The organism is Romboutsia sp. 1001713B170131_170501_G6 (assembly GCF_015668195.1).
GTDB lineage: Bacteria > Bacillota > Clostridia > Peptostreptococcales > Peptostreptococcaceae > Romboutsia_C.
Map to the genome: position 1 here is coordinate 984,556 of NZ_JADPFC010000001.1, position 17,245 is coordinate 1,001,800.

The following is a 17,245-nucleotide window of genomic DNA, read 5'->3' on the forward strand; positions in this document are numbered from 1 at the left end:
CCCTATATCAAAATAATTATTTTGAATGTATATAATAATTTTCTTTAATAACTTCTAATACATTTTGAGCTAATCTCTCATTCTCCTCAGTAGTAAGCTTTTTACCATAATATTCTTTAAATGATATAGGCTTATCTATATATACTGTAACTCTATTAAAAAATTTATAATTACTTATTATAGATATAGGAACAACATCAGCCTTTCCTTTTACAGCAAATACTGTAAGCCCTCCTTTAGCCTGTCCAAATCCTGGTTCTTTAACTCTAGTTCCTTCTGGGAATATACCTAATATATATCCATCTTTTATAGATCTTAAAATACTTTTTATAGTTGACACATCAGGCTTATCTCTATTTATCGGTATAACATTTAATTTATTTAAAATAAATGCCAGTGGTTTTGATTTAAATAATTCCTTCTTAGCGATAGCTGCTATTTCTCTATTTTGTATTGCTGATGCTATAAATATAGGATCTAAGTTTGATTTATGATTACAAGCTATTATTATATTTCCTTCATTTGGAATATTTTCTTTTCCTATAACTTCAAATTTATAAAATGTTTTTGAAAACATTAAAAGTACTTTTGTTGCAAAATTATAAAAACTCACATCTATCTCCCTTCAAAACTAAGCTTATTATAAATTTATTTTAGATACTACACTTTCAACAACGTCATCTATCGTTTTTCCAGTTGTATTTATTTCTATAGCATCATCAGCCTTAACAAGCGGCGCAAATTCTCGATTAGAATCTATTTCATCTCTCTTTATTATATCTTTAATTATTTCTTCAAGAGTTGTTTCATATCCTTTTTCTTTTAGTTCCTTGAAACGTCTTTGACCTCTTTCTTCTGGAGTTGCTACTAAATAGAATTTATAATCTGCATTAGGGAATACATATGAACCGATATCTCTTCCATCTAATATAACTGAATTTCTTTTTCCTATTTCTCTTTGAACATCTACCATCAAATATCTAACTTCTTTAATTTTAGCTACATTAGATACATTGTTACTAACTTCCATAGTTCTTATTTCTTCTTTTAATATATTTCCATCTAGATATATATTATTATCTCTAAAATCTATATCTGTGGCTTTAGCTAGTTTAATTACTTCTTCTTCGTCGTTTATATCTATATTATTTTTTAAGCACTTGTAAGTTATTGCTCTGTACATTGCACCTGTATCTATATAGTTTATGTTTAATCTATTTGCTATTATTTTAGCTATCGTACTTTTACCTGCTCCTGCAGGACCATCTACTGCTATTACTAAATTTCTCATAATTATTTCTCCTAACTTTTTATCTATTATCTAATGAAGTTTATTTGTATTCATTTGTTATTAGATCTTTTCTTAAGTTTTTAGCATTATTTAAATATATATGTTTTATATCTTTTTTTGATTTATCTGTATTTACATACATCATAATTCTAACACACATTTTAAGACTTCCCTCTATATATTTTTCTTCAAAGTTAAGCATAGGAACGTCTGTTATATCTAATATATCCCTAACTGCCACTGATGGATATACTTTATCTAAGTCATTTGTCATTGTAAAACACATACTTACTATATCATCAATATCTAATGTATTTTCTATTATTATAGTTTGCACCAATTTTGCAGTCTCATCAAGTATATCTGCTTTAGTATTAGAAACAACCGTTGTTGCGCCTCTTATTGCTAATGTTTTCATATTAATCACCTATACACTTATTCCCGCTAAATATCCTGTTGAAAAGGCTATTTGTAAATTATAGCCTCCTGTTTCTGCATCTATATCTATTAATTCCCCCGTAAGATATAAATTTTTTATTACTTTTGATTCCATAGTTGAAGAGTTTATCTCTTTAACTGTTATTCCACCACTTGTTACTTGCGATGTTTTTATCCCTTTAGTACCATTACAAGTAAGCTTCATAGATTTTATATAGCTTATTATTTTCTCTTCATCTGCTTTTGTTAATTCATTTGCTTTTTTATCAGTAAAATTAAGAATCTCAAGAATCTCTTTTAAAAAGTTTTGTGGAAGTAATCTTTTTAAATTATTTATTATATTTTTATTAGGATTTTCTCTTATTATTTTAGATATTTCATCTAAACTAGTATTTGGCAAGAAGTCTATGTTAAGTTCTATTGGGTTATCTTCTATATGTTTATTTATATAAGAAGACAATTTAAGTACACAAGGACCTGTTAGGCCAAAATGTGCAAATAATATATCTCCCACTTGATATATTTTTTTATTTCTTATCTTGCAAGATATTTCTACATTTTGTATAGATACACCTTGTAATTTTTTTATCCAATGCTCCTTTATAGTAAGTGGAGTAAGTGCTGGATATATTTTTTTCAATGTGTGATTATACTTAACTAATACATCATACATTGATCCATCTGAACCTGTATGAGGATAGCTTTTACCACCCGTTGATATTATAACTTTATCTCCTCTTATATTTTGGCCATCATTAAGTATTACACCATAAACTGTATCATTTTCTACTATTATATCTGTAACTTGTTTATTATATATAACTTTAACATTGTTATCTTTTAAGTCATTTTTTAGTATATCTATAACTTCTTCTGATTTACCTGATTTAGTATATACTTTATGATCATTAAAATCTTCTATTATATATTCTAAGCCATTACTTTTAAAATACTCTAATAAGCTATGATTAGTAAATGTATAAAAACTACTATATAAAAATTTTTTATTAGTTACTATCTTATCAAAGAAATCTTCTATATCTCTATAATTAGTGAGATTACATCTTCCTCCGCCCGTAACTTTAAGCTTTTTTCCTAATTCTTCATTTCTTTCTATAAGTATAACTTCATTATTATTCTTTGAAGCTGTAATAGCTGCCATCATACCTGATGGACCACCACCAACTACTATTACTTTTGACATAAATATCTCCTATTCTAATGCAGAGTTGTTTATCTTTTCATTATTTTTTATATGGCTAGTATCATTCATTTTTATTATTACTGGACCATAATCTCTATATTCTACTATGTTTAAAGCTGTGTTATCTTGCTTTATTCTGTATATATTTTCCATACCTGAGTTTAAAAATGCTAATAGTAATACTCTAACTGTTACAGAATGACTAACTAATAATATATGTTTATCATTATATTTTTCATTTAATTCTTTTATAAATACTTCTAATCTATCCTTTATTAAATGAAGAGTTTCTCCACCTTCTATATTTACTAGATGAGGTTCATTTCTCCAAGTGTTATAAGTTTCTAAATAATCTTGTTTAATTTCATCTATTAAAAGGCCTTCCCAAACACCAAATCCCATTTCTCTAAGTGCAGGTGTTTCTTTTACCTTAACACCTATTTTTTCTCCTATAAGGTTAGCAGTTTGTATTGCCCTTCCTAAATCACTACTGTATATGTAATCTATTGGATACTCTTTTAAAGCTTCACCAAGACAAGTTGCTTGTTCTTCGCCCTTAGCTGTTAAATCAGAGTTACCATGCCCTTGAGTTTTGCCTAATATGTTCCAATTAGTTTGTCCATGTCTTACTATATAAAATGTATTAGCCATTTATTGCCTCCTATGTTGTATATAGTTATTTTTATCTTTTACTAAATTTTTATTATACCATAAATATAATTTATTAAAAAGATATATCATTTTAACTATTCCCTAAATATCAATTTCAATAAGTATCTCTATCTGTGCTAGTGCTTTTATTTCACCACTACTATTTGCTCTTGTTATTATATATATTTCATGGAAATCTCCAATAACTTTTATATTGTTTTCCTTTATATAGTTTGTTATTAAATTATAATATTTTTTTATATCATAAAAGGTATCATCAAAATACATTGTAAGGTAGTTTCCTTTAGGTAGAATTATTATTCTCTCATCTGTATTTAATGCATCTTCTGTTTTTATCATAGTTCTTGTGTAAGTTAATTTATCTTTATTTATTAAGTCATTGTAAGATGTGGCAAAAACTATTTGATAATTAAATGTATTATACATTTCCTCTATCTCCACTAGACTTTTTCTAAGATTCATTTCAAATTCTTCTGTATACCTTCCAGAATAATTATATTTTATCATTTTTCTTTCTTCATTATATTTTATAAATACGTTGTTAAGTCCAATAGCAAGCGAGTCCTTTATATCATTTTCAAGGTGTTCTATACTTTCCTTTATAGTATTTAACTCATGTAGTTTTTTGTTTACAAGATCCTTTTGTTTTTCAAGTGTTTTTAGTATAGATCCTAATGAATCATAGTCATTCATTACATCTTTTATTTCATCCAATGATAGACCTATTGCTTTACATTTTTTTATAATATCAAGCTTCATAAAGCTTTTTATAGAATAATATCTATATCCTGTTTTTTCATTTATATAATCTGGATTTAACAAATTATATCTATCGTAGTGTCTTAATGTTTCTATAGATATGTTATTTAATTTAGCCATTTCTCCTATTGAAAAGTATTTTTCCATTTAATCACCTCTAAACTTATATCTTTTTATAGTATATGCTAAATGACCATATACTTAAAGAGATAACATTCTTTTATAAAATAAATTAAAAAAAGAATAGTTTCAAGAGTAAAATTAACATTAAAGTAAATTATATATTTTTAATTTGCAAATAATAAAAAAGCTATGAACAATAAAGATTTTACTCTATTATTCATAGCTTTACTTTTTACTATGCAGTTTCTACAAGTTTATTTATTGATTTAGTTGTTGAAGTTTTTATATTAGCTATTAAGTTTATTGCTATAAATGTTAATGATTCAGATACTAATGTACCTGCCCATATACCATCTGCCCCGAATACTTTAGATAGTACAAATAAAGATATCGGTAAGAATATAACAGATCTAAATAAACATATTAAAGTAGATAATTTAGGCATCTCTATAGCCTGGTAAAACACTATTGTTCCTATATTTAACCCAACCATGAAATAACTTAAAGTTCCTAGTTTAACAGCAAAATATGCTATTTCTAATATTTGTTTATCATTTGTAAAAATTCCTATTATTTGTTTTCCAAATACATAACATGCTACTACAAATACAGCTGTTGTAACTATAGATGCTATAGAATTAATTTTGTAATATTTTAACACCTTATCTTTATCTTTTCTTCCAAAGTTATAACTAATAAGAGGTTGTGCTCCTAATGTCAATCCAAATAGTACCATATATATATTAGTTCCAATATAATTTAATATACTATATGCCGATACTCCTATTTCTCCCATAACATTCACTAATGTCAAATTATGAACAAGTACTATAAAGGAGAAACTTATTTGAGATAAGAAAGAAGGAAATCCTATCTTTAATAAATCACTTATAACTTCTTTTTCTATTTTTACTCTCCCAAAAGTTAAACAACCTTTTTTCTGTATAAAATGAGGAAGCATTATAGCTACTGTTACTATCTGTCCAAGTCCTGTTGCTATAGCTGCACCTTTTATTCCAAGCCCAAATGGGAATATAAATACATAATCTAATATTATATTAGTTATAGCACCTGCTATTATGGAATACATTGCTAGTTTTGGCTTTCCGTCATTTCTTACGAAACTGTTAAGTGCTAATCCTACTAGGTTAGGAATACAAAATATTGCATAGTATTTTAAGTAGTCAACTGCTAATGTTTCAAGAGCTTTTGTTGCTCCTAACATTTTTACTATAGGCTTTGCAAATATAACACATACTAAACTTATAAATACAGTTGCTATAAGTAAGAATTTACATACTTGTCTAAATATATTTACTGCTTTTTCAATATTTTTAGCCCCTATATTTTTAGAGATTAAAGCTCCTCCACCTACAGCCATCATATTAGCTATACCAACTAACATCACGGTAAATGGAAGTACTATATTGACTGCTGCTAACGCGTTATCTCCTACACCTTGCCCAACAAAAATTCCATCTATTATAGTATATAATGCCGATACAAGCATAGCAAAGGCAGAAGGAATTGCATACTTTAAAAACTCACTTATCATAATATCACTCCTTTTCACTTTCTTCCTTTTAAGATTATAAACTCTTGTGTAACAAAAGGGTCAATATATTTTTTATCAAATTTATTAAAAAGTATATACTATTTAATAAAAATCGGTAAATAGTTTACAATATTAATTTGATTTATATATTAATATTTAGTTTATAAATAGAGAGTTATTCTGTATAATTATGAATATATGATTATTACTATAAATTTTGGGAATAAATTATTGTAGCTATTTACCATTTACTAATTAATATTGCATTAGATTATATAATTGTAATTTGCAAACAATTATATTAAGAATTATATTAAGAAAGGAGTATTTTATGATTTCTAATTTTTTAGTTAAATCTTTTATTAAAAATAGTGAGGATATTAATAATGAAAGTGTTAGGAATAGATATGGTTACTTAGCAGGAATTGTTGGCATAGTTTTAAATTTACTACTTTTTATAATTAAATTTTCAGTAGGATTTATAACATCTAGTATAGCAATAACGGCTGATGCTTTTAACAATTTCTCTGATATGGCATCTTCTATTATAACTATCGTAGGATTTAAATTAGCTAGTATGCCTCCAGATAAAGAACACCCTTTTGGACATGGACGAATAGAGTATATATCAGCTTTAATAGTTGCATTTATGGTTATGTTTGTTGGTGTAAGCTTTACTAAAACTTCTATACAAAGAATACTAAATCCAGAAGTTGTAGTATTTGAATTTGTACCATTTATATTATTACTTATATCTATTTTAATAAAGTTATGGCTAAGTATATTTAATAAGTATATTGGGAAAAAGATTGATTCATCTGCACTTAAGGCATCTGCTGCAGATGCACTTGGAGATGTATTTACTTCAAGTTGTGTTGTATTATCTTATCTAGCATCAAAGTATATATCTTTTCCAATCGATGGTTATATAGGAGTTTTAGTTTCTTTAGCTATAATCTATGCAGGATTTACATTAGTCAAAGAAACTATAAGTCCTTTACTTGGAGAAGCACCAGATCCACATTTAGTTAAAGCTATAAATGAAAAATTATTATCTTACGACTACATATCAGGAGTACATGACTTAATAGTTCATAACTATGGTGTTGGAAGACGTATAGCATCTGTACATGTTGAGATTCCTGCTACTATAGATATTATGACCATACATAATATTATAGATAATGCCGAATATGATATATCTAAGGAACTTAATATCCATTTAGTTATTCATATGGATCCTATATGTATGAAAGATAGTGAAATAGTTAAAACAAGAAATGAACTTAATGAGATATTAAAAAAACATAAAGATATTAAATCTATGCATGATTTTAGAATTATTGGTAATGATGATGTAAAAACTTTAGTATTTGATGTAGTAACTTCCCATGATAAAGATACATCTGATGACGAAATAATAAAGTATATAAAAGGTGAAGTAAAAAAAATACATCCTCACTATAAATGTAAAATAGTAATAGATAAAGACTATAATTAAAATAAAAGGTGCCTAAATTCAAATAAATTTAGTCACCTTTTATTTTACAAAAATTGATAATAGTACAAACATGTATTAAGTATAGTAATTTAGTTTTTTTATATTATTAAAGTATTGTCTTATATATAAGTTTAATGCCTACTAAAAATGTTCCTGTTCCTGGTCAGAAAAATTAGAATCTACAAATACTTCTATAAACCCTCCCATACATAAAAATATAAGTGTTTCCATTTACAATTATCTCCTCTTTTTGTTTATTATAAGAGTATTAACTTATAGTAGTATATCATATATAAATTTGATATATTTTTAATATGAATAAATTTACTTGGAGGTATTTAATGAATCATTGGAATGAATTAATATATATATATCCATTTTTAAATACATTAGATGAAGAAACTAAATCAATTATAAAAAATTCTTTAATAATTAGAGAATTTGATAGTGATTATACATTAATATATGAAAGCTCTTCTTGCTTAGGTTTCTCTCTTATAATAAGTGGCTCTATAAGAGTGTATAAATTATCAGATAAAGGTAGAGAAGTGACACTTTATAAATTAGAGGAAGGTGATACTTGTTATCTTTCCATATCTTGTATGCTAACTAATGAACATTTTCCAGCATTTGCAGAAGTTATAGAACCAACAGTTATTGCTTTTATACCAAGTTCTATATTTAATAAGTACATTTATAATACATTAGAGTTTCAAAAGTATATGTTTAAAAATCTTTATATTAAATTTAACAATGTGTTAAAAGTATTAGAGGAAGTGGCTTTTGAAAGTGTAGATATTAGAATAGCAAAATATTTATTATTAACCTCTCAAAAAACTAATGGCAGCAAATACTTATATTTAACTCAAGAAAAAATAGCACAGGAACTTGGAACTAGTAGGGAGGTTGTAAGTCGTATGATTACTGATTTTAAGAATAAAGATATACTTATTTCAAGTAGAGGTAAGATTAGTATATTAGATTTTGATAAATTAAATAGCATAGCAAAGTTATAATTATATTTATAACTTTGCTATGCTATTTTTAATGTATGGTTATAATATTTTACCATTTTCCATTTAATAAAAAGTTCTTAGCTTTTTCATCCGCTTTAACCACAATATCTCTATCATAGCCCATAAACTCAAGGAGTCTTATAGCATTTCTAGTTTCTGATCTTCCCTTATGCAATTTATAATCAAATTTTATGTCTTTATTTGTTATAGTTTCTTCAAAGTGATAATTTTCAAACTTATTTTCAAGTATATGAGTAAGTTCTATATCGTGAGTTGCTGCAAAGCACAAAGTGTTACTTTTGTAAAGGGCTGATAGTACTTCACAAGAAGAAGCTATACGCTCTATGGTATTAGTTCCTCTTAATATTTCATCTACAAAGCATAAACAAGGTATATCTTTATTAGAGTTATCTATTATTCTCTTTAGAGATTTTATTTCTACTATATAGTAACTTTCATTGCTAAATATATCATCTTTTAAAGCCATTGATGTGTATATATTAAAGTATGATGAATTGTATTTTCTTGAAGTAGTTGTATATATAGTTTGAGCAAATATTGCATTTATTGCTATAGTTTTTATAAATGTTGATTTTCCCGATGCGTTAGAACCTGTTATTAATACATTTTCGTCAAAATTAGCAGAATTAGTTATTGGATTTTTTATAAGAGGATGATATATATCTACAAAATCTATGTGGTTTTGATATTTACTTTTACTAATACTAAGAGTTGGTTTGCAGTAGTAATCTAAACTTTCTCTAAAAGATGCAATTGATATTAATGCATCTATAGTTCCTACATAATCATATATAGCTTTAAAGTCATCTGCATTTTTTATAACAGTGCTTTTGACTTTTTCATATCTTTTAAGTTCTTTTAACAATATCATATCCATATATTCACTAAATACATTCATATCTGCCATTATGGCATTAGTGTTTGAGCCTAAGGATTTTTTTCTAATATGTTTTATGTTATCTAGATTTGTTGATATATCTTTTAAGTTATCATTTATTTCATTTATATTTAAATCTTTTAATCTTTTTGTGGTATTTATTAAAGATATCATATATGTAAATCCATCTACATTATAATTATATTTTTGATTACTTTGACTTATCCAAACATTATATCCTATAGATGCTATAAGTGGCATAATAAAATATATATTAAAAAAGGTTAATATTAAACTTAATACTGGTATATATGATAGTACAGTATACTTTAACAGTTTACTTCTGCTATAGTCACATTTATTAAATAAACAGTTTGTAGTATATAAATCATCACTTATACCTAACTTTGCTAGAATATATTGAACCTCAAATCGTTTATCTGGATTTTTTGTAAAATACTCTATTAAGTTATCTCTTTTTTTAAGTTCTTCACTTTTATATAAAGGTGTTCTTAGTATGCTATATAATATTTCTCTTCCTGCAGTACTTTGAGTATTGCTAATTTTTTTGTATACTTCGTCCATACTTAAATCATTCCATGTTATATCATCTATACATTCTTCTATATTTTTATTCCTGAAGTAACTAGATACGCTGTTAATTTTATAATCAATATCTTCTTCATTTACTTCCTTTCCATATTTGTATAATATATCTTTTTTTATTTTCTTATTTTTTTTTATCTTAAAGTATAGTTCTATAGAGAAAAGCATTAATAATAGAGCTATCAAACCAAATATAAATTCTAAGATATTGATATTTAAATTAATATTTTTCATTTATTCCTCCCGTGTATATCATTATATTTATGACTTACCAGTTCTAATTTAAATTTTACTTAAGTCGTATTTCATACTACACTATATAAAAAATAGTATATTATTACTTACCTTTATTAACTAATTTTCTTAAATCTATTATTCTAGATATTATATCTTCAAATTCATTATTTCCTTTTAAAGAACTAAAAGTTTCATTTAGAGAATCTATTAGCATTTGATATATATCTATGTCTACTGTTGTGCCTTTATTTATATCATCAAGATTATCAAAGTATGCTATTTTATTAAGTTGTCTAGGTATATCAGTACCTAAACGTTCTATGCTGTTTACCAATTTATTTAGATAAATTAATGAAGTTTTTATATCACCTTTTTTTAGATTAACATGAGCTAAGTTTGAGTTTAAAAATGATCCCATTTGATTACCATCATATACTAATTTATCAATATCAATAGCTAGTTGATAATACAGACTAGCTTTATCAAAATCAATATCTTTTTCATCAATATCATCTTTATAACTATAATAAGAAATTGCAAGCCCCATACAAGATGTCATAGCTTCTCCAACTGAAGCATTTAAGTTTTGTTGCATTAATTTTCTTGCCTCATATATCTTATCTTGTTGCATATATACAAAAGGTAACATTACATCTGGATTGCAGGTTGGTTTGTATATTTTTTTCAAAACTTTTTCTGCCATATCATTTTTTCCTACCATCATATAGTTACTACCCAGCTGTATAAGAGAAGATTCTTTTAAAGATATATCATTTGTGTTATCCACTATGTCTTCCAAAATTTCTATTATTCTATTTGTTATATCTTCTGCGTTTAAATAATTTTTTCCCTTCATCATCACTAGAGAATAAATATAAGTTAGTTTAAATTTTAACTTATAATTAGATGGATATTTTTTAATATTGTTATATCATTTTCATTTAGTTCTTTTTTATAGTTTAATAGTTCATCTATTGTTACCTCAAAATAGTTAGCAAGTATGGGAAGTACTGTTATATCTGGATAACTCGTACCATTTTCCCATTTAGATACTGCTGGTATTGATACTCCAACAATGTTTGCTAATTGTTCTTGTGTAATATCTTTATCTCTTCTTAGTAATTTAATAGTTTCCCCTATCTTTATTTTATCCATATATTTACTCCCTTAATATGTTATATTTATAGTATAAATTAAGTAATATATATTAACAATGGAAACATAGTTAACCTTTAATTAATAAATTTAACTTATAGTTAAATTTTAATTGAGATACTGTGTAGGCGAATTATTTCTTATTGCCAATAGATTCATCTGTTATTAAAAATTAAAAGACCTATTAAGTTTATACTTAATAGGTCTTTTGTATATTTTTTATTTTATTAATTAGTTTTTGGTAAACACTTCTATATTTTCTCCATTACCATCCACAACTACAGTACATCCACTATAAACTTCTCCAGATATTACCTTTCTAGCTATTATTGTTTCTAAAGTGTTGCTTATATATCTCTTAAGCGGTCTAGCACCATATACTGGATCATACCCTTCTTTTGCCATAACCTCTTTAGCACCCTCAGTTATTTCTATATCTATATTCTTTTCACTAAGTCTTTTTCTTAATGCGTCTACGAATATATCTATTATCTTTTTAATACCTTCTAAGCTAAGTGGCTTAAACATTATTATATCGTCAACTCTATTTAAGAACTCTGGTTTAAATCTATGCTTCATTTCATTCATTACCATATCTTTTGTAAATTCATCTATGTTTTCACCAGCTTCTAATAAATGATGACTTCCTATATTAGATGTCATTATTATAAGTGTGTTTTTAAAGTCTACTGTTTTACCTTTATTGTCAGTAAGTCTACCATCATCTAATATTTGAAGGAATATATTAAATACATCTTCATGTGCTTTTTCTATTTCATCAAATAATATTACAGAGTATGGATGTCTTCTAACAGCTTCTGTTAATTGACCACCTTCTTCATATCCTACATATCCTGGAGGAGGACCTATAAGTCTAGATACTGCATGTTTTTCCATATACTCACTCATATCTATTCTTATTATATTATCTTCACTATCAAATAGATTATTAGCTAAAGTCTTAGCAAGCTCTGTTTTACCAACCCCTGTAGGTCCCAGGAATATAAATGAACCAATTGGTTTTTTCTCATCTTTAAGTCCTGCACGAGCTCTTATTACTGCATTAGATACTGCTGTAACTGCTTCATCTTGACCTATAACCCTTTTATGAAGTTCATCTTCTAACTTAAGAAGCTTTTCTCTTTCACCTTCTACAAGTTTAGTTACAGGTATTCCAGTCCATTTAGCTACTATTTGAGATATTTCATTTTCTGTTACTTCTTCTTTTAATAATGCATTTTCATAGCTTGATGCCATCTTTTCTTCATGATTTTGTATTTGCTCTTCTAATTTTGGTATTATGCCATATTTTAACTCTGCTGCTTTGTTAAAGTCATATTCTCTTTCATATCTTTCAACATCGCCTTTAGCTTTATCTAACTCTTCTTTTAAGTTTCTTATATCAAGTATTTGTTTTTTCTCATTTTCATATTTAGCAGTCATTTCATCATTCTTAGATTTTAATTCTGCTAACTCTTTTCCTAAATTCTCTAATCTAGTTTTACTTTTTTCATCATTTTCCTTAAGAAGTGCTTCTTTTTCAGTTTCAAGTGTAAATATTCTTCTTCTTACAGTGTCTAGTTCTGTTGGTAGAGAATCTATTTCACTTCTAATCATAGCTCCTGCTTCGTCTATTAAATCTATTGCTTTATCTGGTAAGTATCTATCTTGTATATATCTATCAGATAACTTTGCAGCAGCTACTATTGCATTGTCATGTATTCTTATACCATGATGTATTTCGAATCTTTCTTTAAGTCCACGTAGTATTGATATAGTATCAGATACAGTTGGTTCTTCTGCTATAACTGGTTGGAAACGTCTTTCAAGTGCTTTATCTTTTTCTATATATTGTCTATATTCATCAAATGTAGTAGCACCTATACAGTTAAGTTCTCCACGAGCTAACATTGGTTTTATTAAGTTACCAGCATCCATTGCACCATCAGTTTTACCAGCACCTACTATTGTGTGTATCTCATCTATAAATAATATTATTTTACCTTCTGAAGATTGTACTTCTTTAAGTACAGCTTTTAATCTTTCTTCAAATTCACCTCTATATTTTGCACCTGCTATTAGTGAACCCATATCTAGTGCATATATTACTTTATCTTTAAGTCCTTCTGGTACATCCCCACGGACTATTCTTTCTGCTAATCCTTCAACTATTGCAGTTTTACCAACACCAGGTTCACCTATAAGTACTGGATTATTTTTAGTTCTTCTTGATAATATTCTCACAACTCTTCTTATTTCTTCGTCACGTCCTATAACTGGATCTAATTTATTTTTCTTAGCTAAATCTACTAAGTTAGTTCCATATCTAGATAAGGCTTCATAAGTTCCTTCAGGGTCTTGAGTTTCTACTCTTTGACTTCCGCGAACTTGTGATAATACTTCTAAGAAGTTACTTTTATTTATATTGTATTGTCTTAATACTTTTCCTACTGATGTATTGCCTTCCATGTCTATTATAGCAAGCATTACATGTTCTACACTTATATAAGAATCTTTAAATTCTTTAGATATTTCTTCTGCTTTTATTAATATTTCATTTATCCTTCTTGTAGCTGTTACACCTTGTGAACTTATGCCTTCCCCATGAATTTGAGGTAATTTGCTTAGTTCCACATCTATACTATTTTTTACTGAATCTACTGATACACCCATTTTTTCTAATATATTCGGTATAAGACCATCTTCTTGATTAACTAATGCACTTAATAAGTGTATAACATCTATTTGTTGATTATGATTTTTAACACCTATATTATAAGCTTCATTTAAAGCCTTTTGTACTCTTACAGTCATTTTTTCTATATCCATATGTATCCCTCCACTATCATAATATATATTATTTTCAGTAAAATCTTAATTATTTATTTTATTTAGAATTTTCTTATTAGCACTCTGGTTTGTTGAGTGCTAATAATTTATTAACTACAATATACTCCTATAAAAATACTTTGTCAATAGTTTTTTATCTTATTTGTCAATATATAATATATAAAGGTAAAAGCACCTGTTACAATTCCTTGTAATAGGTGCTTTTACCTTAGCTTTTCATATTATATTCTTGTAATTTTTTAATGTTTTCTAATTCTTTTATAAAATCATTAGCCTGAATATAATCTATATATAAAAGACAAGAAACTTCTTCTGTTTTTTCACTCATTCTAGTAGTTATTCTAATATGATCCTCTAATTTCTTTGTGTAAAATTTATATATTAAATCAAGATGTACTCTATCCCCATTTAATATTATATCTATACTTTCATTAGGAATCTCTACCTCTACATTTTTTTGTGTATGGCCCTTAGATATATTATTGTATTTAGTATATTTATAAGAATATCCCTTATAATCAAATCTATTACTTTCCTTTATTCTATTTAATATATATTCTCCCTCTTCCTCTTTTAGAAAGTCTTCTTTTTCAAAGAAATAATATTTAGCAAAATAGTCTAATTTATATTTTCCCATAGTTTCCTCCTAAGTTATATAATAATAGTATTTCTATATTTAATAATTATATGAAGGTTATTTAGAATTCAAATATATAAGGACTTAAGAATAAACAAAAGACTGGATTATACTAATTAAATATAATCCAGTCTTTTTGTTTATTAATCTTTGAATTCGTATATTAAATTTAATAAATCTAGTAAAATATTTACAAAATCTAGATAAAGATTTAATACATGTATAGATAAATCATTCTTACTTATTATATTTTTTGATTCTATATCATATTTTATTAAACTTATATCATATAATATATATCCTGAAAATATTATTATACTTAAAGCACTATATAATATATTTAGTGTCTGTGAACCTATAAATATATTTATTATAATTAAAACTAAAAGTGATATAAGACCTGCAAATAATATAGATCCTATACCTAGGTAATGCCCAGCTTTCTTTCTATAAGATATAAAGGCTAGTATCCCAAATAATATACAAGTTCCAAGTAAAGCATTAATTACTACAGATGTTCCTAAACTTTGTAAGTAAAAAGATAATAGTGGATATAAAAGTATACCATCTATAAATGTAAATAAGTAAACATAGTTCATCGAAAAACTTCTAGGTATTATACTTTTCTTAGATAATATTGCCATTATAAGTAAACCTATTATTAAAAATGGCAATATTAAATTTGCTACTTGTACAACACTTATCGGAATAAAAGCTTGCCCAAATGCAAACCCTATAAACATAAATAGTATAGATATTGCTAGATACTTAAAAATATCAGCCATTGGATTTGTAATTTCTTTATGCATTTTTATCATCTCCATATATTATAAAAAACTATATATGTATTATACCATATATTACTAAATTTATATTATATGAAATAATTTATATCAAATTAATTGATTATATTACTTATGTTATCAGAAATTTTATTTACTTTATCATTTGCTACATTTGTTAGATCTTCTTTAGTATTTTCTATTTTAGATTTTATAGAGTTAATATCATTTTGTAATTCTTTTTCTTTATCTAAATACTTACTTAAATTAATATCCTTTATAAAATCATCTAAATTTTCAGATAAATTATTTTTGTATTTACCTATTAAAGTTTTTAATTTATCATCACCTATATTAGCGAGTTCATCAATTGATGTAAGTTTATTTTCTATGTCTCTTAATTTCATGTCATCTAAATTCAATATTTTGTTAGTATAATTAGATATCTTCTTTTGATCTAAACTAGTATTATCTGACTTATCTACAGAAACTTTATCTTCAATTTCTTTTACAGAGTCTTTATATTTGTTTTTTATTTCAGATAGCATATTATCTATCTCTTTTATTGATTCGTCTGATTTTTCTTCAATATTAGATACTGCCTTTTCTTGATCTTTTTGTATATCATTTTTATCGCAAGCTACAATACCTAATGACATTAATGATATTATAATTAATGATATTATCTTTTTATTGCACTTCATTTATATAACTCCTCTTAATATTTTAGTATTTATATTTTACCACTAAAATCTAACTATTTACAACCTTATTTAATTTAATCAAAATAAATTATACATTTATAATATTTTATAGTTAACAAAATACGAATTAATTAATATCTTAATATTAGTTAAATATTTTGGGGGTGTCATCCAATGCTACAATCTCTTCTCTTGGTGCTATCACTTTCATTAGATACATTTGTAGCTAGTGTTGCTTATGGAACAAATAAAATTAAAATTCCTTTTAAATCAGCATCTATAATAACATTAGTATCTACAATCACTTTAGGTATTTCTTTATTTTTTGGCTCTTTGTTTAAAGATTTACTATCAGCTAATATAGCATCTATATTAAGTTTTTTATTGTTATTAGGCCTTGGCATATTTAGATTATTTGAATGTATAATTAAAAGCTATATAGATAAAATATATAATCATCAAGCTCCTCTAACATTTAAGTTATTTGATTTTAAGTTTGTACTTGAAATTTATGCTGATGAAACTAAAGCAGATTATGATAAATCTAAAATGCTTACACCTAAAGAAGCTCTTTATCTTGCAATAGCTCTTTCTTTAGATAGTTTAGCAGTTGGATTTGGAAGTAGTTTAGGATATATTAATTATTCAGAAGTTTTATTATTATCTTTAATTATTGGATTTTTATCTTTACTATTTGGTTGTATAGTGGGTTATCATATTAATAAGATTAGTAATATTAATTTGTCTTGGTTGTCAGGAGTAATGCTTATAGCTCTTGCATTTATAAGATAAAAAAAGAGTTATCTCATACTTGAGA

17 protein-coding genes are annotated in these 17,245 nt (G+C 25.7%); 3 read left to right on the forward strand and 14 right to left on the reverse strand.

Annotated elements, in window-relative coordinates; all coding sequences use genetic code 11:
• Nucleotides 1-16: 16 nt before the first annotated feature.
• The 7 genes from I4U89_RS04975 to I4U89_RS05005 all read right to left on the reverse strand — a co-directional run bounded on the left by I4U89_RS04975 (nt 17) and on the right by I4U89_RS05005 (nt 6,042).
• Entirely contained in the window at nt 17-613 is a 597-nt protein-coding gene (locus tag I4U89_RS04975) for a lysophospholipid acyltransferase family protein (RefSeq protein ID WP_330615525.1), read from the reverse strand.
• Between the two features lie 27 nt (nt 614-640).
• Complete coding sequence (gene cmk, locus I4U89_RS04980) at nt 641-1,291, reverse strand: (d)CMP kinase (RefSeq protein ID WP_195938906.1); 651 nt, start codon at nt 1,289-1,291, stop codon at nt 641-643.
• 40 nt (nt 1,292-1,331) lie between these two features.
• Nucleotides 1,332-1,709 (reverse strand): chorismate mutase, encoded by a 378-nt coding sequence (gene aroH, locus I4U89_RS04985; RefSeq protein ID WP_195938908.1) that lies wholly within the window; start codon nt 1,707-1,709, stop codon nt 1,332-1,334.
• A gap of 9 nt (nt 1,710-1,718) precedes the next feature.
• Nucleotides 1,719-2,933, reverse strand: coding sequence for an NAD(P)/FAD-dependent oxidoreductase (locus I4U89_RS04990; RefSeq protein WP_195938910.1), 1,215 nt, complete (start codon nt 2,931-2,933; stop codon nt 1,719-1,721).
• Between the two features lie 9 nt (nt 2,934-2,942).
• Nucleotides 2,943-3,584, reverse strand: a complete 642-nt coding sequence (locus tag I4U89_RS04995) for a histidine phosphatase family protein (protein ID WP_195938912.1) — start codon at nt 3,582-3,584, stop codon at nt 2,943-2,945.
• Between the two features lie 102 nt (nt 3,585-3,686).
• Nucleotides 3,687-4,511, reverse strand: coding sequence for a MerR family transcriptional regulator (locus I4U89_RS05000; protein ID WP_195938914.1), 825 nt, complete (start codon nt 4,509-4,511; stop codon nt 3,687-3,689).
• A gap of 211 nt (nt 4,512-4,722) precedes the next feature.
• Nucleotides 4,723-6,042, reverse strand: coding sequence for an MATE family efflux transporter (locus tag I4U89_RS05005; protein ID WP_195938916.1), 1,320 nt, complete (start codon nt 6,040-6,042; stop codon nt 4,723-4,725).
• Nucleotides 6,043-6,373: 331 nt separating this feature from the next.
• Here I4U89_RS05005 and I4U89_RS05010 point away from each other — a divergent pair, with 331 nt between their 5' ends.
• Nucleotides 6,374-7,543 carry a cation diffusion facilitator family transporter gene (locus tag I4U89_RS05010; protein ID WP_195938918.1) on the forward strand — a complete coding sequence of 390 codons (1,170 nt, stop codon included), beginning with the start codon at nt 6,374-6,376 and terminating at the stop codon, nt 7,541-7,543.
• A 341-nt stretch (nt 7,544-7,884) separates the two neighbouring features.
• A complete protein-coding gene (locus tag I4U89_RS05015) occupies nt 7,885-8,559 on the forward strand; it encodes a Crp/Fnr family transcriptional regulator (RefSeq protein ID WP_195938920.1) in 675 nt (224 codons plus the stop codon).
• Nucleotides 8,560-8,608: 49 nt separating this feature from the next.
• Here I4U89_RS05015 and I4U89_RS05020 read toward each other — a convergent pair whose 3' ends face one another.
• From I4U89_RS05020 to I4U89_RS05050, 7 genes are all read right to left on the reverse strand, one after another.
• On the reverse strand, nt 8,609-10,297 hold the full coding sequence (locus I4U89_RS05020; protein WP_195938922.1) for a MutS-related protein: 1,689 nt from the start codon (nt 10,295-10,297) through the stop codon (nt 8,609-8,611).
• Between the two features lie 103 nt (nt 10,298-10,400).
• Complete coding sequence (locus I4U89_RS05025) at nt 10,401-11,156, reverse strand: hypothetical protein (protein WP_195938924.1); 756 nt, start codon at nt 11,154-11,156, stop codon at nt 10,401-10,403.
• A gap of 35 nt (nt 11,157-11,191) precedes the next feature.
• Nucleotides 11,192-11,455, reverse strand: coding sequence for a helix-turn-helix domain-containing protein (locus I4U89_RS05030; RefSeq protein ID WP_195938926.1), 264 nt, complete (start codon nt 11,453-11,455; stop codon nt 11,192-11,194).
• A gap of 231 nt (nt 11,456-11,686) precedes the next feature.
• On the reverse strand, nt 11,687-14,284 hold the full coding sequence (gene clpB / locus I4U89_RS05035; protein WP_195938928.1) for an ATP-dependent chaperone ClpB: 2,598 nt from the start codon (nt 14,282-14,284) through the stop codon (nt 11,687-11,689).
• 229 nt (nt 14,285-14,513) lie between these two features.
• Nucleotides 14,514-14,942: a hypothetical protein gene (locus I4U89_RS05040; RefSeq protein ID WP_195938930.1), complete on the reverse strand. Its 429-nt coding sequence runs from the start codon at nt 14,940-14,942 to the stop codon at nt 14,514-14,516.
• A 143-nt stretch (nt 14,943-15,085) separates the two neighbouring features.
• Entirely contained in the window at nt 15,086-15,751 is a 666-nt protein-coding gene (locus I4U89_RS05045; RefSeq protein WP_195938932.1) for a Bax inhibitor-1/YccA family protein, read from the reverse strand.
• Between the two features lie 89 nt (nt 15,752-15,840).
• Nucleotides 15,841-16,428: a hypothetical protein gene (locus tag I4U89_RS05050; protein ID WP_195938934.1), complete on the reverse strand. Its 588-nt coding sequence runs from the start codon at nt 16,426-16,428 to the stop codon at nt 15,841-15,843.
• 174 nt (nt 16,429-16,602) lie between these two features.
• On the opposite strand from I4U89_RS05050, the gene ytaF reads away from it, so the two are divergent.
• Nucleotides 16,603-17,220 carry a sporulation membrane protein YtaF gene (gene ytaF / locus I4U89_RS05055; protein ID WP_195938936.1) on the forward strand — a complete coding sequence of 206 codons (618 nt, stop codon included), beginning with the start codon at nt 16,603-16,605 and terminating at the stop codon, nt 17,218-17,220.
• Nucleotides 17,221-17,245 lie beyond the last annotated feature (25 nt).